Annotated in this window: 22 protein-coding genes; 16 read left to right on the top strand and 6 right to left on the bottom strand. The window is 67.3% G+C overall.

Annotated elements, in window-relative coordinates; translation table 11 throughout:
- Positions 1-7: 7 nt before the first annotated feature.
- The 4 genes from grxC (at position 8) to PO768_RS06965 (ending at position 2,888) form a co-directional block, all read left to right on the top strand.
- Positions 8-268 carry a glutaredoxin 3 gene (gene grxC, locus PO768_RS06980; protein WP_137943128.1) on the top strand — a complete coding sequence of 87 codons (261 nt, stop codon included), beginning with the start codon at positions 8-10 and terminating at the stop codon, positions 266-268.
- 91 nt (positions 269-359) lie between these two features.
- On the top strand, positions 360-827 hold the full coding sequence (gene secB / locus PO768_RS06975; protein ID WP_137943127.1) for a protein-export chaperone SecB: 468 nt from the start codon (positions 360-362) through the stop codon (positions 825-827).
- 73 nt (positions 828-900) lie between these two features.
- The gene (locus PO768_RS06970) at positions 901-1,908 is read left to right on the top strand and encodes an NAD(P)H-dependent glycerol-3-phosphate dehydrogenase (protein ID WP_272645482.1); all 1,008 of its coding nucleotides are present in this window, start codon (positions 901-903) and stop codon (positions 1,906-1,908) included.
- A 14-nt stretch (positions 1,909-1,922) separates the two neighbouring features.
- A complete protein-coding gene (locus tag PO768_RS06965; RefSeq protein WP_442953194.1) occupies positions 1,923-2,888 on the top strand; it encodes a Bug family tripartite tricarboxylate transporter substrate binding protein in 966 nt (321 codons plus the stop codon).
- On the opposite strand, the gene trmL is transcribed toward PO768_RS06965, so the two are convergent.
- Both trmL and PO768_RS06955 read right to left on the bottom strand, forming a co-directional pair.
- Entirely contained in the window at positions 2,889-3,359 is a 471-nt protein-coding gene (gene trmL / locus PO768_RS06960; protein WP_272645480.1) for a tRNA (uridine(34)/cytosine(34)/5-carboxymethylaminomethyluridine(34)-2'-O)-methyltransferase TrmL, read from the bottom strand.
- A 10-nt stretch (positions 3,360-3,369) separates the two neighbouring features.
- Positions 3,370-4,116: a ComF family protein gene (locus PO768_RS06955; RefSeq protein WP_272645479.1), complete on the bottom strand. Its 747-nt coding sequence runs from the start codon at positions 4,114-4,116 to the stop codon at positions 3,370-3,372.
- 21 nt (positions 4,117-4,137) lie between these two features.
- Here PO768_RS06955 and PO768_RS06950 point away from each other — a divergent pair, with 21 nt between their 5' ends.
- The 7 genes from PO768_RS06950 (at position 4,138) to PO768_RS06920 (ending at position 10,093) form a co-directional block, all read left to right on the top strand.
- Positions 4,138-5,058, top strand: coding sequence for a biotin synthase (locus PO768_RS06950; RefSeq protein WP_272645478.1), 921 nt, complete (start codon positions 4,138-4,140; stop codon positions 5,056-5,058).
- A gap of 304 nt (positions 5,059-5,362) precedes the next feature.
- Positions 5,363-6,541, top strand: a complete 1,179-nt coding sequence (gene coxB, locus PO768_RS06945) for a cytochrome c oxidase subunit II (RefSeq protein WP_137943179.1) — start codon at positions 5,363-5,365, stop codon at positions 6,539-6,541.
- 28 nt (positions 6,542-6,569) lie between these two features.
- Complete coding sequence (ctaD, locus tag PO768_RS06940; protein WP_272645477.1) at positions 6,570-8,192, top strand: cytochrome c oxidase subunit I; 1,623 nt, start codon at positions 6,570-6,572, stop codon at positions 8,190-8,192.
- Between the two features lie 10 nt (positions 8,193-8,202).
- Complete coding sequence (locus PO768_RS06935; RefSeq protein WP_262971178.1) at positions 8,203-8,316, top strand: cytochrome oxidase small assembly protein; 114 nt, start codon at positions 8,203-8,205, stop codon at positions 8,314-8,316.
- A gap of 7 nt (positions 8,317-8,323) precedes the next feature.
- Positions 8,324-8,929, top strand: coding sequence for a cytochrome c oxidase assembly protein (locus tag PO768_RS06930; RefSeq protein WP_269837895.1), 606 nt, complete (start codon positions 8,324-8,326; stop codon positions 8,927-8,929).
- On the top strand, positions 8,926-9,165 hold the full coding sequence (locus tag PO768_RS06925; RefSeq protein ID WP_171018254.1) for a DUF2970 domain-containing protein: 240 nt from the start codon (positions 8,926-8,928) through the stop codon (positions 9,163-9,165). The genes PO768_RS06930 and PO768_RS06925 overlap by 4 nt, the downstream gene beginning before the upstream one ends.
- Positions 9,166-9,208: 43 nt before the next feature.
- Complete coding sequence (locus PO768_RS06920; RefSeq protein ID WP_137943120.1) at positions 9,209-10,093, top strand: cytochrome c oxidase subunit 3; 885 nt, start codon at positions 9,209-9,211, stop codon at positions 10,091-10,093.
- Positions 10,094-10,168: 75 nt separating this feature from the next.
- Here the strand turns inward: PO768_RS06920 and PO768_RS06915 are convergent, their stop codons facing one another.
- Positions 10,169-10,381: a DUF2909 domain-containing protein gene (locus tag PO768_RS06915; protein ID WP_272645476.1), complete on the bottom strand. Its 213-nt coding sequence runs from the start codon at positions 10,379-10,381 to the stop codon at positions 10,169-10,171.
- A gap of 42 nt (positions 10,382-10,423) precedes the next feature.
- Between PO768_RS06915 and PO768_RS06910 the strand changes: the two genes are divergently transcribed.
- The 5 genes from PO768_RS06910 to PO768_RS06890 are packed head-to-tail and all read left to right on the top strand — an operon-like array spanning position 10,424 to position 14,435.
- Entirely contained in the window at positions 10,424-11,146 is a 723-nt protein-coding gene (locus tag PO768_RS06910) for an SURF1 family protein (protein ID WP_272645475.1), read from the top strand.
- Positions 11,147-11,162: 16 nt separating this feature from the next.
- Positions 11,163-11,807 carry an SCO family protein gene (locus PO768_RS06905; RefSeq protein WP_272645474.1) on the top strand — a complete coding sequence of 215 codons (645 nt, stop codon included), beginning with the start codon at positions 11,163-11,165 and terminating at the stop codon, positions 11,805-11,807.
- Positions 11,807-12,913, top strand: a complete 1,107-nt coding sequence (locus PO768_RS06900) for a COX15/CtaA family protein (RefSeq protein ID WP_272645473.1) — start codon at positions 11,807-11,809, stop codon at positions 12,911-12,913. Before PO768_RS06905 ends, PO768_RS06900 begins: the two co-directional genes overlap by 1 nt.
- A complete protein-coding gene (cyoE, locus tag PO768_RS06895) occupies positions 12,910-13,821 on the top strand; it encodes a heme o synthase (protein ID WP_137943115.1) in 912 nt (303 codons plus the stop codon). The genes PO768_RS06900 and cyoE overlap by 4 nt, the downstream gene beginning before the upstream one ends.
- Entirely contained in the window at positions 13,818-14,435 is a 618-nt protein-coding gene (locus tag PO768_RS06890) for an SCO family protein (protein WP_272645472.1), read from the top strand. Before cyoE ends, PO768_RS06890 begins: the two co-directional genes overlap by 4 nt.
- 51 nt (positions 14,436-14,486) lie before the next feature.
- Here PO768_RS06890 and rpoH read toward each other — a convergent pair whose 3' ends face one another.
- The 3 genes from rpoH to PO768_RS06875 form a co-directional block, all read right to left on the bottom strand.
- Positions 14,487-15,404, bottom strand: a complete 918-nt coding sequence (gene rpoH / locus PO768_RS06885; RefSeq protein WP_137943113.1) for an RNA polymerase sigma factor RpoH — start codon at positions 15,402-15,404, stop codon at positions 14,487-14,489.
- A 151-nt stretch (positions 15,405-15,555) separates the two neighbouring features.
- Positions 15,556-16,062, bottom strand: a complete 507-nt coding sequence (locus PO768_RS06880; RefSeq protein WP_137943112.1) for a chemotaxis protein CheW — start codon at positions 16,060-16,062, stop codon at positions 15,556-15,558.
- 37 nt (positions 16,063-16,099) lie between these two features.
- A complete protein-coding gene (locus PO768_RS06875) occupies positions 16,100-19,273 on the bottom strand; it encodes a CHASE domain-containing protein (RefSeq protein ID WP_272645471.1) in 3,174 nt (1,057 codons plus the stop codon).
- Positions 19,274-19,301 lie beyond the last annotated feature (28 nt).

The following is a 19,301-nucleotide window of genomic DNA, read 5'->3' as shown; positions in this document are numbered from 1 at the left end:
CAATCCTATGCAAGCCGTGAAGATGTACACCACCCAGGTCTGCCCCTACTGCGTGCGGGCCAAGAGCCTGCTGAAGCAGCGCGGCGTCGAGCAGATCGAGGAGGTCCGCATCGATACGGACCCGGCGGCGCGCGAGGCGATGATGGCGCTGACCGGCCGGCGCACCGTGCCGCAGATCTTCATCGGCGACACCCATGTCGGCGGATGTGACGATTTGATGGCCCTGGATCAGCGTGGGGGCTTGCAGACGCTCTTGCAAGGCGCCTGAGCGCGGGGGATGGCGGCCGGGTGGCCTGGGCCATAATCCCGCCCTGCTGCCCGTGGCGCTTGGCCGACGGGCTTTTATTTGGAAAGACATCATGGCCGACGAGAGCAACAACACCCCCGTGTTCCAGATCCAGCGCATGTACCTGAAGGACTTGTCGCTGGAGCAGCCGAATTCGCCCCAGATCCTGCTGGACCAGGCCCAACCCCAGGTCGACATCAACCTCGCACTGTCCGCCGAGCCGGTGGCCGACGGCATCTATGAGGTCTGCGTGACCGCCACCGTGACGACCAAGGTCAATGGCGACAAGACCCTGTTCCTGATCGAGGCCAAGCAGGCCGGCATTTTCGAGATCCGCAATCTGCCGCAAGACCAGGTCGAAGGCATTGTCGGCATCGTCTGCCCGCAGATGATCTATCCCTATCTGCGCGCCGTGGTCTCGGACGTCTGCACCCGCGCCGGCTTCCCGCCAGTGCTGCTGACCGAGGTGAACTTCCAGGCCATGTTCGAAGCCCAGCAGGCTCAGCGCGCCGAGCAGGCCGCCACCCCGACGATCAACTGAGACGGGTCTCGGTGATGATGCGCCCCGAGCAGCAACTGCGGCCGGGGCGTTTTTGCATTTCAGATCCACTGTCATGAAGATCACGATTTTTGGCGCCGGAGCCTGGGGCACGGCGCTGGCCATCCAGGCCGCCGCGCGCCACGAGGTGCTGCTGTGGGCGCGCGACAGCGCCGCCGTGGCCGAGATGGCCGCGACCCGCCGCAACCAGCGCTACCTGCCCGACACCGTCCTGCCCGACGGCCTGGCGCTGAGCGCCGATCTGGCGGCGGCCATCGCCCATGGCCGCGATGGCCTGTTGATCGTCGCCACACCGATGGCCGCGCTGCGCGAGATGCTGGCCGCATTGCCCGATAGCGCGGGCGTGCTGTGGCTGTGCAAGGGCTTCGAGGCCGGCACCGGTCTGCTGGGCCACCAGATCGCGGCCGCCGTGCAGCCGCGCTTGCGCGTGGGCATCTTGTCGGGCCCCAGCTTTGCGCAGGAGGTCGCGGCCGGCCAGCCCACCGCCCTGGTCGCGGCCAGCGGCGACGCGGCGCTGGCGCAGTTGGCGGTCGATGCCTTTCACAGCGAGCGGCTGCGCGTCTATACCTCGGCCGATCCGGTCGGCGTCGAGGTCGGCGGCGCGGTCAAGAACGTGATGGCCATTGCGGTAGGCATTGCCGACGGCCTGGGCCAGCGCGCCGGGGCCGGCAATCTGCTGCCGGGCCTGAACGCCCGCGCCGCGCTGATCACCCGGGGCCTGGCCGAGATGCTGCGCCTGGGGCAGGCGCTGGGCGCACGGACCGAAACCTTTATGGGGCTGTCGGGCATCGGCGATCTGGTGCTGACCGCCACCGGCGATCTGTCGCGCAACCGCCGCGTCGGCCTGCTGCTGGCCGAAGGCCTGGCGCTGCCGCAGATCCTGCAGCAGCTGGGCCATGTGGCCGAGGGCGTCTACAGCGCGCCGACCGTGCTCGCGCGCGCCGCCGCGGCCGGTGTGGACATGCCGATCACCGCTGCTGTTGTGGCCGTGCTGGAGGGACGCTTGAGCCCGGTCGAGGCGGTCGAGCTGCTGATGGGCCGCGAGGCGCGGCCCGAACACTGAACAGGAATCCAGTCATCATGCAACGCCGTCATCTTCTGCAGGCCGTGGCCGCTTCGTGGGCCTTGCCCGCCCTGGCCCAGGCCTGGCCCAGCCGGCCGATCAAGCTGGTCGTGCCCTTTCCGGGCGGCAGCTCGCCCGACATCATCGCCCGCGCGATCGCCGAGCCGTTGGCCGCCAGCCTGGGCCAGCCGGTCGTGATCGACAACCGTCCCGGCGCTGGTGGCAATATCGGCACCGGCGCGGTGGCCAAGGCCGAGCCCGATGGCTACACCTTGCTGTTCACGATCCAGGGTCCGCTGGTGACGGCGCCGCTGCTGAGCAGCAAGCTGGCCTATGACCCGGTCAAGGAGCTGCAACCGATCGGCCTGGTCGCGACCAGCCCGAATGTGCTGGTGGTCGACCCCAAGCTGGGCGCCCAGACGCTGGCCGATTTCGTGCGCATCGCCAAGGAGCGCAAGGGCCAGCTGAACTACGGCAGCGTCGGCAATGGCAGCGCCGCCCATCTGGCGATGGAGAGCTTCAAGCAGCGCGCCGGCATCGATCTGGTCCATGTGCCCTACCAGGGCTTTCCGCAGGTGGTCAACGCGATCCTGGCTGGCCAGGTGCAGGCCGGCTTCATGGTGCCCGGCATCGCGATGGGCCAGGTGCGCGCCGGCAAGCTGAAGGCGCTGGGCGTCACCAGCATGGGCCGGGTCGGCTCGCTGCCCGAGCTGCCGACCCTGGCGGAGTCGGGCTATGCCGGCTTCGAGGCGATCTCCTGGCAGGCCATGCTGGCACCGGCCAGGACGCCCGCGCCCATTGTTCAGCGGCTCTCGACCGAGCTGGTGCGCATCATCAAGAGCGACGAGGTGCGCGGCAAGATGCTGAGCCAGTACTTCAGCGCGGCGGCCTCGACGCCGGATGCGCTGGCGGCGCTGATGAAGAGTGAGCGCGGGCGCTGGGGCCAGATGATCAAGGCGGCCGGGGTGGTGGCCGAGTAGTCAGGCGGCGCCCGCGTAGCCGTTCTGCCGCCAGGCCTCGAACACCGCGACCGCGACGCTGTTGCTGAGGTTGAGGCTGCGCTGCTCGGGCCGCATCGGCAGGCGCAGGCGCTGCTCGGGCGCAAAGCTCTCGCGCAGTGTCGGCGCCAGCCCGGCGGTCTCGGAGCCGAACACCAGCCAGTCGCCGGGCTGCCACCGCGCATCGCCGAAATGGCGGCTGCCGCGCGTCGTGAACGCGAACATCCGCGCGGGGTCGGGTCTTGCCTGGTCGAGAAAGGCCTGCCAGTCGGCATGGCGAGTCAGCTGGGCGTACTCGTGATAGTCGAGCCCGGCGCGCTGCAGCAGCTTGTCCTCCATCGAGAAGCCCAGCGGCTCGATCAGATGCAGACGGCAGCCGGTGTTGGCGGCCAGGCGGATGATGTTGCCGGTGTTGGGTGGGATTTCCGGCTGGACCAGGACGATATTGAACATGGTTTGGTGATCAGTTGTCTGCGGTGCGCGCCACCACCCAGGCCTGCACGCGGCTGACCCCGGCCTTGCGCAGCACCCTGGCCAGCTCGAACAGGGTGGCGCCGGTGGTCATCACATCGTCGACCAGGGCCACATGACAGCCGCGCAGCTCGCGCAGTCGCTTGGGTTCGATCGCGAAGGCGTGTTTGACGTTCGCGGCGCGCTGCTCCGGGGGCAGATTGAGCTGGTGTGCAGTATCCCTCACGCGCAAGAGCAGATGGGCGTGGCAGACCAGTCTGCGGCGCTTGGCCAGCGCGCGGGCCAGTTCGTGGCTCTGGTTGTAGCCGCGCTCACGCAGCCTCTCGCGCGACAAGGGCACCGGCAGCAGCCAGTCGGGCTCCTCGGCCTGCGCGCTGGCCAGGGCCTGGTCGAGCCGGTCCAGCAGGGTCTCGCGCAGGTCCAGGGCCTGGTGGAATTTGTAGCGCTGCAGCAGCGCGTCCCAGGGGAAGGCATAGTCCAGCGCCGCGATGCAGCGCGTCAGCGGCGGCGGATGGCGCAGGCAGGCGCCGCATTTGGGTTCGGGGTGGCCGGTCAGCTCGGCCGGCAGCCGCGCCGCGCAGGTCCAGCAGCGTGGCACCGGGCGGGCATAGCGCATCAGGCAGTCGACGCAGACGCGCTGCGCCGACCAGGCCCGGCACACCGCGCATTGGCCGGGGCAGCGCATCAGCACCCGCTCGACCAGCGAGGGTTTGGAAGAGGCCAGGGCGCGGCGGTCCATGGCTCAATATACTGCCGCCCCATGTTCCCGCCCGATGAATCCACCGACGCCCGGCGTCCCGAACGCCAGCAGATCGATGCGCGGGCCCTGGTCCACCACCTGCGCCGCCTGGCGCGTGCCGATGATCCGCCCTGGCTGCACGCCGAGATTTCGCGCCGCATGGCCGAGCGCCTGCCGGTGATCAAGCTGCAGCCCGAGCGCGTCCTGCAGTGGTCGGCTTTTCTCGGGGGCAGTGGTGAGGACCTGCGCCAGGCCTATCCGCAGGCCGCCCAGCTGCTGGTGGAGCCGGTGCCCGCGCTGCGTGAGCGCAGCCTGGCGCAGCACAAGGGCTGGTGGCAGGTCTTGCGCGGCACTGCCAAACCCTCGGTCAGTCTGCCCCAGCAGGCGGGCGAGGGTGTGGCCCAGCTGCTGTGGGCCAATATGTATCTGCATCTGAGCCCGGACCCCGAGGCGCTGCTGAAGCTGTGGCACCGGGCCTTGGCGGTGGACGGCTTTGTGATGTTCTCCTGCCTGGGGCCGGACAGCCTGCGCGAGCTGCGGCCGTTATATGAGGCCCTGGGCTGGGGTTTGCCGGGGCCCGAATGGATCGATATGCACGATGTCGGCGACATGCTGGTGGGGGCAGGTTTTGCCGATCCCGTGATGGACCAGGAGCGCATCACGTTGACCTGGACCCAGCCTGAGCGGCTGCTGGCCGACCTGCGCGCGCTGGGTGGCAATCTGTCGCCGGCGCGCTTTGCCGGGCTGCGCTCGCGGGCCTGGCGCGGCCGGCTGCTGCAGGCCCTGGAGGGTCTGCGCGGGCCGGACGGGCGCCTGCAGCTGAGCCTGGAGCTGGTCTATGGCCACGCGTTCAAACCTGTCCCCAAGCTCAAGATGGCGGCCGAGACCCGGGTTTCCCTGGATCAAATGCGTACGATGGTGCGCGGGGCGGGCAAGGAATAGCGAATGGGGCTGCGCAGCGACGCGCAAAGACCACAGGGCCGACAGAGGCGTAGGCTAAAATCCGCCGCCGATCAGGTTCCAGCCACAGTGGCCCGAGTCCCTTGTTGATTCAGGTCAGTCGTCTTGTGCGACAGGGTGGCGGGCAAGAAGTGATACACCGAAGTTTTGCGCCCGCTGTGCCCCGCATAGGCGTGACCTGGTCTCAGGCGAAGATTGCGAAGGATGTAGCGGCAGCGAACGACACCGTTCTCTGCCGCTAAGTCCGTGGGTTGAATTTGAACTAGAAGCGACGACCATGACGATGATGAACGCACGAGTGCATCAGCTGGGGCGCCAGATCAGCCAGCTGGCGTTGGCCTTCGGTGCCACGCTGGCCAGCCAGGCGGCCTTGGCGGTGAATGACTTGCCAGGTGGCCCCAAGGTCAACCAGATCAATCTGCACGAGCCGGTCACCAAGATCGCTGCCGAACAGATGTGGTTGCACAACTTCATGCTGGTCATCTGCTTGGTCATCTTCTTCGCCGTGTTCGGCGTGATGTTCTATTCGATCTTCAAGCACCGCAAGTCCAAGGGCGCGGTGTCGGCCAACTTCCACGAGAGCGTCAAGGTCGAGATTGCCTGGACCGTCGTGCCCTTCGTGATCGTGATCCTGATGGCCCTGCCGGCCACCAAGGTGGTCGTCGCGATGAAGGACACCACCAATGCCGACCTGACCATCAAGGCCACCGGCTACCAGTGGAAATGGGGCTATGACTACCTGAAGGGCGAGGGCGAGGGCATCGGCTTCCTGGCCACGCTGGACGCCACCCAGCGCGAGATGTCCGACTCCGGCAAGCCCGAAGCCGTCGACAACTACCTGCTCAAGGTCGACAACCCGCTGGTCGTGCCGGTCAACAAGAAGGTGCGCATCATCACGACGGCCAACGACGTGATCCACGCCTGGATGGTGCCGGCCTTCGGCGTCAAGCAGGATGCGATCCCCGGCTTTGTGCGCGACACCTGGTTCCGCGCCGAGAAGATCGGCGACTACTACGGCCAGTGCGCCGAGCTGTGCGGCAAGGAACACGCCTACATGCCCATCCACGTCAAGGTGGTCTCGGCCGAGGACTACAGCAAGTGGGTGGACGGCGAGAAGAAGAAGCTGGCCGCCAAGGCCGATGATCCGAGCAAGGTCTGGGAGCTGGCGGCCCTGGTGGCGCGCGGCGAGAAGGTCTACAACGCCAACTGCGCGGCCTGCCACAAGGCCGACGGCACCGGCGCCGGCCCGATCAAGCGCCTGGACGCCTCGCCGCTGGTGCTGGATACCGATCATGGCAAGCAGATCGCGGTGCTGCTCAACGGCGCTGCCAACGGCGCGATGCCGGCCTGGAAACAGCTCTCGGACACCGAGATCGCCGCCGTGATCACCTACACCAAGAACAGCTGGACCAACAAGACCGGTCAGATCGTTCAGCCCTCCGAAATCGTGGCGGCTCGCAAGTAAGCCCGGACGTCGAAAAAAGGAAAGCAAGATGAGTGCAGTGCTCGACCATCACGGTCACGACGTTCATGACCATCACGACCACCATGCCCCGACGGGCTGGCGGCGCTGGGTGTTTGCCACCAACCACAAGGACATCGGGACCCTGTACCTGCTGTTCTCGTTCACGATGCTGATGATCGGCGGCCTGCTGGCCCTGGCCATCCGTGCCGAGCTGTTCCAGCCCGGCCTGCAGTTCGTGAACCCCGAGCTGTTCAACCAGTTCACCACGATGCACGGCCTGATCATGGTGTTCGGCGCCATCATGCCGGCCTTCGTCGGCTTCGCGAACTGGATGATCCCGCTGCAGATCGGCGCGTCGGACATGGCCTTCGCGCGCATGAACAACTTCAGCTTCTGGCTGATGATTCCGGCCGCGATCATGCTGGTCGCCAGCTTCTTCATGCCCGGCGGCGCGCCCGCCGCCGGCTGGACGCTGTATGCGCCGCTGACGCTGCAGATGGGCCCGTCGATGGATGCCGGCATCTTCGCGATGCACATCCTCGGCGCCTCGTCCATCATGGGCTCGATCAACATCATCGTCACCATCCTGAACATGCGCGCGCCCGGCATGACCTTGATGAAGATGCCGATGTTCGCCTGGACCTGGCTGATCACCGCCTACCTGCTGATCGCGGTGATGCCCGTGCTGGCCGGCGCGATCACGATGACGCTGACCGACCGCCACTTCGGCACCAGCTTCTTCAATCCGGCCGGCGGCGGCGACCCGATCATGTACCAGCACATCTTCTGGTTCTTCGGTCACCCCGAGGTCTACATCATGATCTTGCCGGCCTTCGGCATCGTCAGCCAGATCGTGCCGGCCTTCGCCCGCAAGCGCCTGTTCGGCTACGCCTCGATGGTGTACGCGACCGCCTCGATCGCGATCCTGTCCTTCATCGTCTGGGCCCACCAGATGTTTGCCACCGGCATGCCGGTGACGGGCCAGCTCTTCTTCATGTACGCGACCATGCTGATCGCGGTGCCCACCGGCGTGAAGATCTTCAACTGGCTGGCCACGATGTGGCGCGGTTCGATGACCTTCGAGACCCCGATGCTGTGGGCCGTGGGCTTCATCTTCGTGTTCACGATGGGCGGCTTCACCGGCCTGATCCTGGCGATGGCGCCGATCGACATCCAGGTGCAGGACACCTACTACGTCGTCGCGCACTTCCACTACGTGCTGGTGGCCGGCTCGCTGTTCTCGATGTTCGCCGGCGTCTATTACTGGGGTCCGAAGTGGACCGGTGTGATGTATTCGGAGACCCGCGGCAAGATCCACTTCTGGGGCTCGCTGATCACCTTCAATATCACCTTCTTCCCGATGCACTTCCTGGGTCTGGCCGGCATGCCGCGTCGCTATGCCGACTACTCGATGCAGTACGCCGACTTCAACGCGATTGCCTCGGTCGGTGCCTTCGGCTTCGGCTTCATGCAGGTCTACTTCTTCCTGTTCGTGGTCCTGCCGATGATGCGCGGCAAGGGTGAGAAGGCGCCGCAAAAGCCCTGGGAAGCCGCCGAAGGCCTGGAGTGGGAAGTGCCGTCGCCGGCCCCGTTCCACACCTTCGAGGAGCCGCCCAAGCTCAATGCCAGCGCCACCAAGGTGATTGGCTGAGGACTGACCGATGAACTCGCCTGAGCAACGCAGGAAGAATCTGCGCCTGGCCCTGATTCTGGCCTCGGTGGCGGCGATGTTCGCCATCGGCTTCACGGCCAAGATCCTGATGCTGGGCGCCTGAGATCGCCATGAAAAGCCGCCTCGACATGCTCGCCGCCGCGCTGCGCAGAGACAATCTGCAGCTGGTCGGCAAGCTGAGCCTGGTGGTGGCGCTGATGTTCGGCTTCGGCTACGCGCTGGTGCCGGTCTACAACGCCATCTGCACCGCGCTGGGCATCAATGTGCTGTCGCTCTCGGAGCGTCAGCACGCGCTGCGTGCCGAGGATGTCAAGAACAGCCAGATCGACTACAGCCGCAAGATCACCATCGAGTTCGACGCCAATGCGCGCGGCCCCTGGGACTTCAAGCCGGCCGTCAGGCATCTGGAGGTGCATCCGGGCGAGCTGACCACGGTGATGTACGAGTTCCAGAACATCCAGTCGCGCGCGATGTCGGCGCAGGCGATTCCCAGCTATGCCCCGAAGCAGGCCACGGCCCACTTCAACAAGCTGGAGTGCTTCTGCTTCAACGAGTACACGCTGCAGCCAGGCGAGAAGAAGGCATGGCCGGTGGCCTTCGTGATCGATCCCAAGCTGCCCAAGGACGTCAAGACCATCACGCTGTCCTACACCTTCTTCGAGGTGGCGGGCAAGGGGCAGCAGCAGGCGCTGGTGCAGCCGGAGGCCAAGCTGTGAAAGCCGGTCAGGATCTGAAAGAAGCGGCGGCGCGGCCGGCCTCGTTCCTGCAGACGGTCAAGGCGATTGCCTGGGCCTTCTTCGGTGTGCGGCGCGGCGCCGACTATGAGAAAGATGTGGCCAAGCTCAATCCGGTGCATGTGATCATCGCCGGGGTGATCGGGGCCCTGCTATTTGTGCTGGTGCTGGTGCTGCTGGTCAACTGGGTGATCGGCAGCGGTGTGGCCGGCGCCTGAGAGTCAGCGGAACTGAACAGAGATTAAGTTCGAGGAGAAAAATATGTCGGCAGCGACCACGGCGGGGAAGACCCCCTACTACTTTGTGCCCGGCCCCTCGCGGCATCCGGTCATGGCAGCCATCGGCTTGTTCTTCGTGATCCTGGGCGCGGGCCAGTGGATCAACGGGCATGACTGGGGTGCCTACTCGCTGGGCTTCGGCCTGCTGTGGTGGGCCGTGGTGCTGACGCAGTGGTTCGGCGACGCGATCCGCGAGAGCGAGAGCGGCCTCTACAGCGACCGCATCGATGTCTCCTTCCGCTGGAGCATGGGCTGGTTCATCTTCTCCGAAGTGATGTTCTTCGCCGCCTTCTTCGGCGCGCTGTACTGGGCCCGCATCCAGTCGGTGCCCAGCCTGGGCAGCCTGGAGAATGCGCTGCTGTGGCCTGACTTCAAGGCCCTGTGGCCCAGCGTCGCGGCAGGCATGACGGCCTCGCCGGCCGGCATCGTCGAGCCCTTCCAGACCATGGGCCCCTGGCCGCTGCCGACCATCAACACCGCCTTGCTGCTGACCTCGGGCGTGACGCTGACGATCGCCCACCACGCGATGCTGGACGGCAAGCGCGGCAAGACCATCGCCTTCATGTGGGCCACCGTGCTGCTGGGCATCGTCTTCCTGTTCGTGCAGGGCTACGAGTACATGCATGCCTACCGCGACCTGAACCTCAAGCTCAGCTCCGGCGTGTTCGGCTCGACCTTCTTCATGCTGACCGGATTCCACGGCTTCCATGTGTTCGTGGGCATGCTGATGCTGCTGTTCATCACGCTGCGCCTGCACAAGGGCCACTTCACCAAGGACCGCCATTTCGGTTTCGAGGGCGCGGCCTGGTACTGGCACTTTGTCGACGTCGTGTGGCTGGGCCTGTACGTCGTCGTCTACTGGATGTGATGATGGGCGCGGCCTCGCGCTGAAATGAAAGCGCCGCTAGCAGCGGCGCTTTTTCATTGCTTGCTGGCGTGTTCGTCAGCGCGCCAGCGGCACCCCGGTCGGTTGAATCCAGCCCATGTAGTAGCTCAGCAGAATGAACAGGAACAGCGCCACCGACACGCCGACCCGCACGGCCAGCGCGCGTGCCATCCCGCGCGGTTTGCCTCCGCTATTGCGCAGCATGAAGAGGCCGGCAGCGGCCAGCGCGCCGAGGATGCCGATGAAGGCGAGCAGAAAAACGGTTTTCATGGCTGCTGATTATTCCACCGGGCTGTCCAGCGGGGGGAGGCCATGACGGCGGCCGGCCGCCGCTGGGTCGTGCTGCTGGCCGCCATGCTGGCCGTGGGCCTGGCCGCGCGCCTGGGTTTCTGGCAGCTGGACCGGGCGGCGCAGAAACGCGCCTTGCAAGCCGCGCTCGATCAGCGCGGTGCGCTGCCGCCGCTGGGCGCGGCCGAGCTGGCCGTTGCGCCGGCTCAGGCCGAGGGCCAGCTGCATCGCCGGGTGTTGCTGCGCGGGCGCTGGCTGGCCGACCGGACGGTATTCCTCGACAACCGGCCCATGAATGGCCGGGTCGGCTTTTATGTGCTGACGCCCTTGCAGCTGGAGAACCGGGCCGAGGCCGTGCTGGTGCAGCGCGGCTGGGTGGCGCGCGACGAGCGGCAGCTCGCGCAGGTGCCGGCGTTGCGCAGCAGCGCCGATCCGGTCGAGGTGAGCGGGCGCCTGGCGGCATCGCCATCGAGGGCCTTTGAGCTGCCGGCGCCGGCCAGCGGCGCGATCCGGCAAAATCTGAGCTCCGCTGCCTATGCGCAGGAGATCGGCCGGCCGCTGCTGCCGCTGACGGTCATCCAGCAGGTCGATGCGGCCGATGACGGCCTGCTGCGCGACTGGCCGGTGCCGCAGGCCGGCCTGCAAAAGCACTACGGTTACGCCTTTCAATGGTTTGCGCTCGCTGCGCTGTTCCTGGGTCTTTATGTCTGGTTCCAACTCGTCCGCCCCCGCCTCCGCTCGCCCTGACAGCGAGCCCCTGTCGATGAGCGTGCACAGCCTGCCCGACCCGGGCGCGATGGCCGCCCAGCAGCGCACCCGCGCCGGCCGGCTGAGCATGCTGCTGGTGGTGCTGGCCTGCGCGGCGCCGGTGATCGCGTCCTACTTCAGCTTCTATGTGCTCAAGCTCAGTGGCAAGCCCTACGGCGATCTGATCGAGCCGACGGTGGAACTGCCGGCCGCGCTGGCGCTGCGCGATCTGGCGGGGCGGCCGGTGGCGGCCGAGTCGCTGAAGGGGCAGTGGCTGCTGACCCTGGTGCAGGACTCGAACTGCGCCAAGGCCTGCGAGGACCGCCTCTATATGCAGCGCCAGCTGCGCGAGATGCTGGGCAAGGAGCGCGACAAGGTCGACAAGCTGCTGCTGATTCCCGATGGCGCGCCGCTGCGCCCCGAGCTGCAGCAGGCCCTGGCGGCCGGCGTGCCGGTGACCGTGCTGCGCGCGCCGCGCGAGCAGCTGCAGGCCTGGCTCGAGCCGGCCCAGGGTCAGGTCTTGCAGGATCACTTCTATCTGATCGACCCGATGGGTCGCTGGATGCTGCGATCGCCGGTCGATCCCGTGCCCGGCAAGCTCAAGAACGATCTGAACCGCGTGCTGAAGGCCAACGCAAGCTGGGACAAGCCGGGGCGCTGATGGGGACCGAGCTTATCGATCTGTCGCCGCTATGGCAGCTGCTGCTGGCCGGTGCCCTGCTGGGCGCGGGCCCGCTGCTGTGGCTGGCGCTGCGCTCCAAGGGCGCGACGCCGCAGCAGCGCCTGCGTGCGCTGACCCTGCTGACCCTGTTCCTGACCTTTGACCTGGTCATCTTCGGCGCCTTCACGCGCCTGAGCGATTCGGGCCTGGGCTGCCCCGATTGGCCGGGCTGCTATGGCAGCGCCAGCCCCCTGGGCGCCAAGGACGAGATCCATGCGGCGCAGACCGCGATGCCGACCGGCCCGGTCACGCACGGCAAGGCCTGGGTCGAGATGATCCACCGCTATCTGGCCAGCGGCGTCGGCTTCCTGATCCTGGTGCTGTGCATCATGAGCTGGCGAGCCAAGAACTTGCAGGTCTCGCCCTGGTGGGCCACTCTGACCCTGGTCTGGGTCTGCATGCAGGGCGCGTTCGGCGCGCTGACCGTGACGATGAAGCTGTTCCCGGCGATCGTGACCCTGCATCTGCTGGGCGGCATGGGCTTGCTGATGCTGCTGGCCTGGCAGGCCCAGGGCTATCAGCACAAGCCGCTGCTGCTGAGCGCCGGCCTGCGGCGCGCGGCCTGGCTGCTGCTGGCACTGTCCATCGCCCAGGTGGCGCTGGGCGGCTGGGTCAGCACCAATTACGCGGTGCTGGCTTGCGACGCCTTCCCACAATGCCATGCCGGCCAGTGGTGGCCGGCGATGGACTTCGGGCAGGGCTTCACGCTGTGGCGCGAGCTCGGTGTCGGGGCTGATGGCGCCTGGCTGCCCTTTGCTGCCCTGACTGCCATCCACATGGTTCATCGCATTGGTGCGCTGATCGTCTTCGTGGTGCTGGGCCTGCTGGCCTGGCGCTTGTGGCATGGTGGTTCCGCCGATGCACGCCGCTGGTCGCGCCGCCTGCTCCTGGTTGCCGTCTGGCAGCTGATCAGCGGGCTGTCGAATGTGGTGCTGGACTGGCCCATCGTCGCGGCCCTGGCCCATACCGGCGGCGCGGCCGCCTTGTTGACACTGCTGAGTTTTATGCTGGCACGCCTGTCTCAGGCGGCCCGACCCTCGCCATGACCCAAGCCTCCTCTACCGCGCTGCCGGCCTCGCGCTTCCAGCAGTTCTATCAGCTGACCAAGCCCCGCGTCGTGCAGCTGATCGTGTTCTGCGCCGTCATCGGCATGGCCCTGGCCGTGCCCGGCATGCCCAGCAGCGCCCAATGGGGCGTGATGCTGGCGGCCACCGCCGGCATCTGGCTGGTGGCCGGCGCGGCGGCCGCCTTCAACTGCCTGATCGAGGAGCAGATCGACGCCAAGATGAAGCGCACCGCCTGGCGCGCCACCGCCAAGGGACAGCTGAGCCGGGCGCAGACGCTGACGTTCTCGGCCGTGCTGTGCGCGCTGGGCTCGGCCATCCTGTGGTTCTGGGTCAACCCGCTGACGATGTGGCTGACCTTCGCGACCTTTGTCGGCTACGCGGTGATCTACACGGTGATCCTGAAGCCGGCGACGCCGCAGAACATTGTGATCGGCGGCGCCTCGGGCGCGATGCCGCCGGTGCTGGGCTGGGCGGCGCTGCGCGGCGAGGTCGGTCCCGAGGCGCTGATGCTGTGCCTGATCATCTTTCTGTGGACCCCGCCGCATTTCTGGGCCTTGGCCCTGTACCGCGCCGAGGACTATGCGAAAGCCGGCCTGCCGATGCTGCCGGTCACCCATGGCGCCGACTACACCAAGCTGCAGGTGGTGCTCTACACCTGGATCCTGCTGGCCGCGACCCTGCTGCCCTTTCTGACCGGCATGAGCGGCTGGATCTATCTGGTGGCGGCCGTCGTGCTGGGCCTGGGATTCTGTGGCTATGCTTGGAAACTCTGGCGCCACTACTCGGACGAGCTGGCGCGTGCCACCTTCCGCTTCTCGATCTGGCATTTGTCGCTGCTGTTCGCAGCGCTCCTGCTGGACCATTACCTGATGCCCCTGCTGTCATGAACAAACGCCACCTCCTGCTCGGTCTCGCCGCCGTCTCCTCATCCCTGCTGCTGGCCGGCTGCGACCAGCTCGGCTTCGGCAACACCGCCAAGCCGGCCTTCAAGGGCGTGGACCTGACCGGTGCCGAATATGCCCGCCAGCTCAATCTGAGCGACCAGGACGGCCAGCCCCGCACGCTGGGCGATTTCAAGGGCAAGGTGCTGGTGGTGTTCTTCGGCTTCACGCAGTGCCCCGATGTCTGCCCGACCACGATGGCCGAGCTGGCCCAGGTCAAGAAGGCGCTGGGCCCGGACGGCGACCGGGTGCAGGGCATCTTTGTCACGGTCGATCCGGAGCGCGATACCGCAGCGCTGCTGAAAGCCTATCTTGCCAGCTTCGACCCGAGCTTTGTCGCGCTGCGTGGCAGCGAGGAGCAGACCAAGGCGGTGGCCAAGGAATTCAAGATCTATTTCGCCAAGGTACCCGGCAAGACCGAAGGCTCCTACACGATGGACCACACCGCAGCGAGCTTTCTGTTCGATGCTCAGGGCCGGGTGCGGGTGTTCTCGCGCTATGGTTCCGGTGCCCAGGCGCTGACCGATGACCTGAAGCTGCTGCTGGCCGAGAAGGCCTGAATGAAGAAAGCCCCTGCGAGCAGGGGCCTTTTGATAGGGCGGTTAAGTCGCTTATGCGGGCTCGGCCAGCGCCTTGCGCATCTTCTTCATCGCCGCCACCTCAATCTGGCGGATGCGCTCGGCCGACACGCCGTACTCGGCCGCCAGCTCGTGCAGGGTCATGCCGCCCGAGCTGTCGTCGTTGACCTTGAGCCAGCGCTCCTCGACGATGCGGCGGCTGCGGTCATCTAGCACTGCCAGCGCGCGGCTGATGCCATTGCCTGCCAGGTCGTCGCGCGCCTGGGCTTCCAGCACCCGGGTCGGCTCCTGGCTGTCGTCGGCCAGATAGGCGATCGGCGCAAAGCTCTCACCGTCGTCGTCGGTCTGCGGCTCCAGGGCCACATCGCCGCCCGACAGGCGCGTCTCCATCTCCAGCACTTCCTCGCGCTTGACGTTGAGCTCGCGCGCAACATGCTCAAGCTCAGCCTCGGTCAGCGTATTGCGGTGCGTCTGGCCCTCGGCCGCGTCTTCCTTCAGGCTGTGCTTCATCGAGCGCAGATTGAAGAACAGCTTGCGCTGGGCCTTGGTCGTCGCGACCTTGACCATGCGCCAATTCTTCAGGATGTACTCGTGGATCTCGGCCTTGATCCAGTGCATGGCATAGCTGACCAGGCGCACGCCCTGCTCGGGGTCGTAGCGCTTGACCGCCTTCATCAGGCCGACATTGCCTTCCTGGATCAGGTCGCCTTGCGGCAGGCCATAGCCGACGTATTGGCGCGAGATCGACACGACCAGACGCAGATGCGACAGCACCAGGCGGCCGGCGGACTCCAGATCGCCGTGCTCGCGCAGGCGACGCGAGAAGGACAGCTCCTCCTCCGGGGTCAGCATCGGCAGGCGGTTCACGGCCGTGATGTAGGCATCCAGATTGCCCAGCGAGGGCAGCAGAGCCCAGGGGTCACGAACAGCCAGTGCGGTAGGTGTGGTCATTGAATGTCCTCAGCCAAACGGAGCCCATGGCTCCAACGGGGCCAATATTAGCACTCCCCACAAAAGAGTGCTAAACCGCTGGGGTCAATGCTGCAGTTCATATTCATGAACAATCCCCGCGTAAGCGGGTACTAACATGTGGAGCTTGGCCTCAGTCGATCAGGCCGAAATCCGGGCTGCCAACCATGCCTTCGATGTCCAGCAGTATCAGCATGCGTTCGGCCACCTTGCCCAGGCCGGTGACGAAGCGGGTATCGATGGCCGAGCCGACCTCGGGAGCGGCCATGATCTCGTCGGCCTTCAGTTCCAGCACATCGGAGACCGAGTCGACGACGATGCCGACCACCCGGTTACAGACATTCAGCACGATCACGACCGTGAAGCTGCTGTACTCGGCCGCCTGACCCAGGCGCAGGCGCAGATCGACGATGGGGACGATCACGCCGCGCAGATTGACCACGCCTTTGACGAAGGCCGGTGCGTTGGCGACCCGGGTCGGGGCCTCGTAGGAGCGGATTTCCTGGACCTTCAGGATGTCGATGCCGTATTCCTCGGCGCTGATGCGAAAGCTCAGGTACTGGCCGCTGGCGCGTGCGGAGCGGGAGTCGGCGGCGAGCAGGGCGGTGGACGGGGCAGGGGCCAGTGCGTTGGAACTCATGAGCGGCGGGACCTTGAATACGGTTGGCGGGAGGTTCTTATTTTGCCTGCGGCCCGATGCCGCCCAGCAACTCGTCCAGCAGATCCAGCAACTCGCGCACCTCGACCGGCTTGGTCAGGTAGTGCTGGGCCCCGGCGGCGCGGGTGCGCTCGATATGGTCGGGCAGGGCATTGGCCGACACCGCCACCACTGGCAGCGCCGCGCATTGCGGCGCGGCGCGCAAGGCCTGCAGCAGGGCCAGGCCGGTGGTGTCGGGCAGTTGCATGTCCAGCAGCAGCAGATCGGGCGGATCGGCCAGCACGGCGGCTAGGCCGCTGCGGCCATCGGCATGAACCTCCAGCCGGATCTGTCGGCGCTGCGCCAGGATGCCGCGCATCACCTCGACATTGGTGGCGTTGTCCTCGATATAGACCACCCGCCGGGGCGCGGCATACGCGGGTTCGGCGACCGGCGCCGCGCTGGCGCCGATCTCCGGGCCGGCCTCGGTCGCGGCCGGCAGGCGCAGCGCGAAGCGCGAGCCCCGGCCCTCGACGCTGCTGACCGTCAGGGCGCCGCCCATCAGCTCGGCCAGACGTTTGCAGATCACCAGGCCGATGCCCGTGCCCTCGGTGCCGCTGTGCTCGCGGCCCAGGCGATTGAAGGGCTGGAACAGCGCGGCCAGCTGGGCCGGGCTGAGCCCCAGGCCGGTGTCGCTGACGCTGAGCTCGACGCTCAGCGCATCGACCCGCTGCGTGCCGATGGTGATGCTGCCGCCCTCGATGTTGTACTTGACGGCATTGCTGAGCAGATTGGTCAGCACCTGGCGGATCCGGGTCGCGTCGCCCAGCGCGTGCAGCGCCTGCGGATCCAGCGCCTTGTGAATGGCAATGCCGCGCTGGCCGGCCGGCTTCTCGATCAGTGCCAGCGCATCGTCGAGCAGCTCGGCCAGGTTCTGGCGCTGCAAATCCAGCTTCATCGAGCCCGACTCGATGCGCGACAGGTCCAGCGTGTCATTGATCATCTCCAGCAGATGCCAGCCGGCCTGCTGGACCTGGGCAGCCCAGCCGCGCTGGCGCTCCGACAGCGGTTGCGTGCGGTCCATCTCCAGCAGCTGGGTGAAGCCCAGCATCGCGTTCAGCGGCGTGCGCAGCTCATGGCTCATGCGTGACAGGAACTCGTTTTTGGCCCGGTTGGCCGCCTCGGCCAACGCGCGGGCATGCTCGAGCTCACGCATCTTCAGCTGGTCGGTGATGTCCTCGACCACGCCGACCAGCCGATAGGGCTCGCCCTTGGCGTCGCGCAGCAGGCTGACCAGCGCGCGGCCATGGACGATGCGGCCGTCCTTGGCCAGATAGCGCTTCTCGCGCCGGTACATGCCGATCTTGCCGGCCAGCAGCAGGCGGGCCAGGCGCACGTCTTCGCTGCGGTCGTCCGGATGGGTGATGGCCAGGCTGCGCCGGCTGAGCAGCTCCTCGGCCGTATAGCCCAGCATGCGGCAGATGTGCGGGTTGGCTTCCTGCGGCATGCCGTCGAGGTCGGCAAAGATGATGCCGATCGGCACGTTGTCGAAGATATTGCGGAAGCGCCGTTCGCTCTCGATCAGCGCGCGCGAGGCACGTTCGCGCTCGCCGACCTCATGCTGCAGCTCGGCCGTGCGCTCCTGCACCAGGTCGGCAATGCGGCGCGCCCGGCCGGTCACGGTCAGCAGCAACGCTCCCAGCAGGGCGGTGCACAGCAGGCCCACCATCGCGAAGGCCCAGCTGCTGCGGCCGGACTCGCGCGGCCCGCCCTGCGGCGCGTAGATCACGATGTCCCAGTTGCGGCCGGCGAAGCTGACCGGACGCAGCGTGTGCAGCGCCGCGCCGGGCAGGGTTTCGCAGCCGGCCGGGCCGGCCAGGCGCCGGTGCGGGGCGGCCGGATCGGTGTCGACCAGGCAGATCCGCAGATGGGCCGGCATCGTGGTCGAGACGGTCTGCACCAGCAGATCGGGTCGGATGGTGGCGAACACCACGCCGCGGTGTGTCAGCCGGCGCAGCGCCTCGGTGCTGGGCTGGCCCCAGTACAGAGACTGGTAGACCACCACCCCGATCGAGACGCCGCTGTCCTGCGAGAGCTGAAAGCCGGCGGTGGCCGAGGGCAGGGCGGTGCGCTGGGCGCGCTGCAAGGCCAGGCGCGAGGCTGGGATCGAACGGATGTTGACACCCAGGGCCGGTGCGTTGCGCGCCAGCGGCTCGATCAGCCGGATCGCCAGCATCGGCTCGTCGGCCGCGGGCCTGAAGTCGCCCGGCCGCTGGCGATCCTTGGCGTGGTAGTCGGGCAGGCCGTCGGCCCGGGCCTGCAGGTCGAAGGCCGCGACATCGGCGCGTGCCAGCTCGGCGGCCCAGCCCAGGGCCAACAGATTGCCGCCGGGCAGCAGGTAGGCGGCGCTGCCGCGCTCGAAATCGGCGCGGCTGATCTGCGGCGCCACCAGCAGCAGCCCGTGCATGGCCTCCAGCGCGCCCAGCGGCTCGCGCAGCGCGGTCTCCAGCGCGCTGGCGGCGGCGGCGGCCTCGCGTTCGAAATTGCTGCGCTCGCGGTGGGCGTCCCATTCGCTGACCTTCAGCGTGGCCAGGGCCATCAGCAGGGTCGCGATCAACAGCGGCAGGCCGACGCTGAGCCGGCGCGGCGCCCAGGCGCTGCGCGGCTGCGCCAGCAGGGTCAGGGCCACGGGCGCGCCGATCAGCACACCCACCGTGTCGCCCAGCCACCAGGACGCCCAGTTGGCGCCCAGATCGGCAGGGGCGATGGCGCCGACCAGCAGCAGGGCGGCAGTGCCGCAGCTGGCGCTGACCACGCAGGCCAGGCCGGCGCCGAGCAGATAAAAGCGCGCCAGGTCGCGCGGCTCCGACAGCGTCAGCGGCTGGCTGACCCAGCGCCCGACCAGCCAGGCCCCCGCGAGGGCTTGCAGCGTCGCGCCGGCCCCGGCCACGGCCGGCACCAGCAGGGAGTTCAGGCCGATGTCCTGGCCCAGCCACAGATTGACGCCGAAGGAGCCCAGCCAGATTCCCGGCGCGACCTTGCGGCCCAGGCACAGCACCGCAGCGAGCGCCAGTCCGGCACCGGGGTAGAGCGGCGAAGCGTAGTTCGGAGGGATGGCCAGCTTGACCGTCAGCAGGCCCAGCAGCGCATAGGCCAGGGCCAAAGCCAGGGCCTGCACGGGCCAGCTGGTGAGCAGACGATGAGGGCGCGGCATTCGCCCCATCCTAGCCCAGAGCTTGCGG

The sequence above is a fragment of the Paucibacter sp. XJ19-41 genome, from assembly GCF_028462495.1.
Lineage (GTDB): Bacteria > Pseudomonadota > Gammaproteobacteria > Burkholderiales > Burkholderiaceae_C > Roseateles_E.
This window is presented reverse-complemented; position numbering and strand designations above follow the sequence as displayed.

Coding starts and splice junctions, on each gene's coding strand:
- grxC (WP_137943128.1), top strand. CDS start 8: ATGCAAGCCGTGAAGATGTACACCACCCAGGTCTGCCCCTACTGCGTG.
- secB (WP_137943127.1), top strand. CDS start 360: ATGGCCGACGAGAGCAACAACACCCCCGTGTTCCAGATCCAGCGCATG.
- PO768_RS06970 (WP_272645482.1), top strand. CDS start 901: ATGAAGATCACGATTTTTGGCGCCGGAGCCTGGGGCACGGCGCTGGCC.
- trmL (WP_272645480.1), bottom strand. CDS start 3,359: ATGTTCAATATCGTCCTGGTCCAGCCGGAAATCCCACCCAACACCGGC.
- PO768_RS06955 (WP_272645479.1), bottom strand. CDS start 4,116: ATGGACCGCCGCGCCCTGGCCTCTTCCAAACCCTCGCTGGTCGAGCGG.
- PO768_RS06950 (WP_272645478.1), top strand. CDS start 4,138: ATGTTCCCGCCCGATGAATCCACCGACGCCCGGCGTCCCGAACGCCAG.
- coxB (WP_137943179.1), top strand. CDS start 5,363: ATGAACGCACGAGTGCATCAGCTGGGGCGCCAGATCAGCCAGCTGGCG.
- ctaD (WP_272645477.1), top strand. CDS start 6,570: ATGAGTGCAGTGCTCGACCATCACGGTCACGACGTTCATGACCATCAC.
- PO768_RS06935 (WP_262971178.1), top strand. CDS start 8,203: ATGAACTCGCCTGAGCAACGCAGGAAGAATCTGCGCCTGGCCCTGATT.
- PO768_RS06930 (WP_269837895.1), top strand. CDS start 8,324: ATGAAAAGCCGCCTCGACATGCTCGCCGCCGCGCTGCGCAGAGACAAT.
- PO768_RS06920 (WP_137943120.1), top strand. CDS start 9,209: ATGTCGGCAGCGACCACGGCGGGGAAGACCCCCTACTACTTTGTGCCC.
- PO768_RS06915 (WP_272645476.1), bottom strand. CDS start 10,381: ATGAAAACCGTTTTTCTGCTCGCCTTCATCGGCATCCTCGGCGCGCTG.
- PO768_RS06910 (WP_272645475.1), top strand. CDS start 10,424: ATGACGGCGGCCGGCCGCCGCTGGGTCGTGCTGCTGGCCGCCATGCTG.
- PO768_RS06905 (WP_272645474.1), top strand. CDS start 11,163: ATGAGCGTGCACAGCCTGCCCGACCCGGGCGCGATGGCCGCCCAGCAG.
- PO768_RS06900 (WP_272645473.1), top strand. CDS start 11,807: ATGGGGACCGAGCTTATCGATCTGTCGCCGCTATGGCAGCTGCTGCTG.
- cyoE (WP_137943115.1), top strand. CDS start 12,910: ATGACCCAAGCCTCCTCTACCGCGCTGCCGGCCTCGCGCTTCCAGCAG.
- PO768_RS06890 (WP_272645472.1), top strand. CDS start 13,818: ATGAACAAACGCCACCTCCTGCTCGGTCTCGCCGCCGTCTCCTCATCC.
- rpoH (WP_137943113.1), bottom strand. CDS start 15,404: ATGACCACACCTACCGCACTGGCTGTTCGTGACCCCTGGGCTCTGCTG.
- PO768_RS06880 (WP_137943112.1), bottom strand. CDS start 16,062: ATGAGTTCCAACGCACTGGCCCCTGCCCCGTCCACCGCCCTGCTCGCC.
- PO768_RS06875 (WP_272645471.1), bottom strand. CDS start 19,273: ATGCCGCGCCCTCATCGTCTGCTCACCAGCTGGCCCGTGCAGGCCCTG.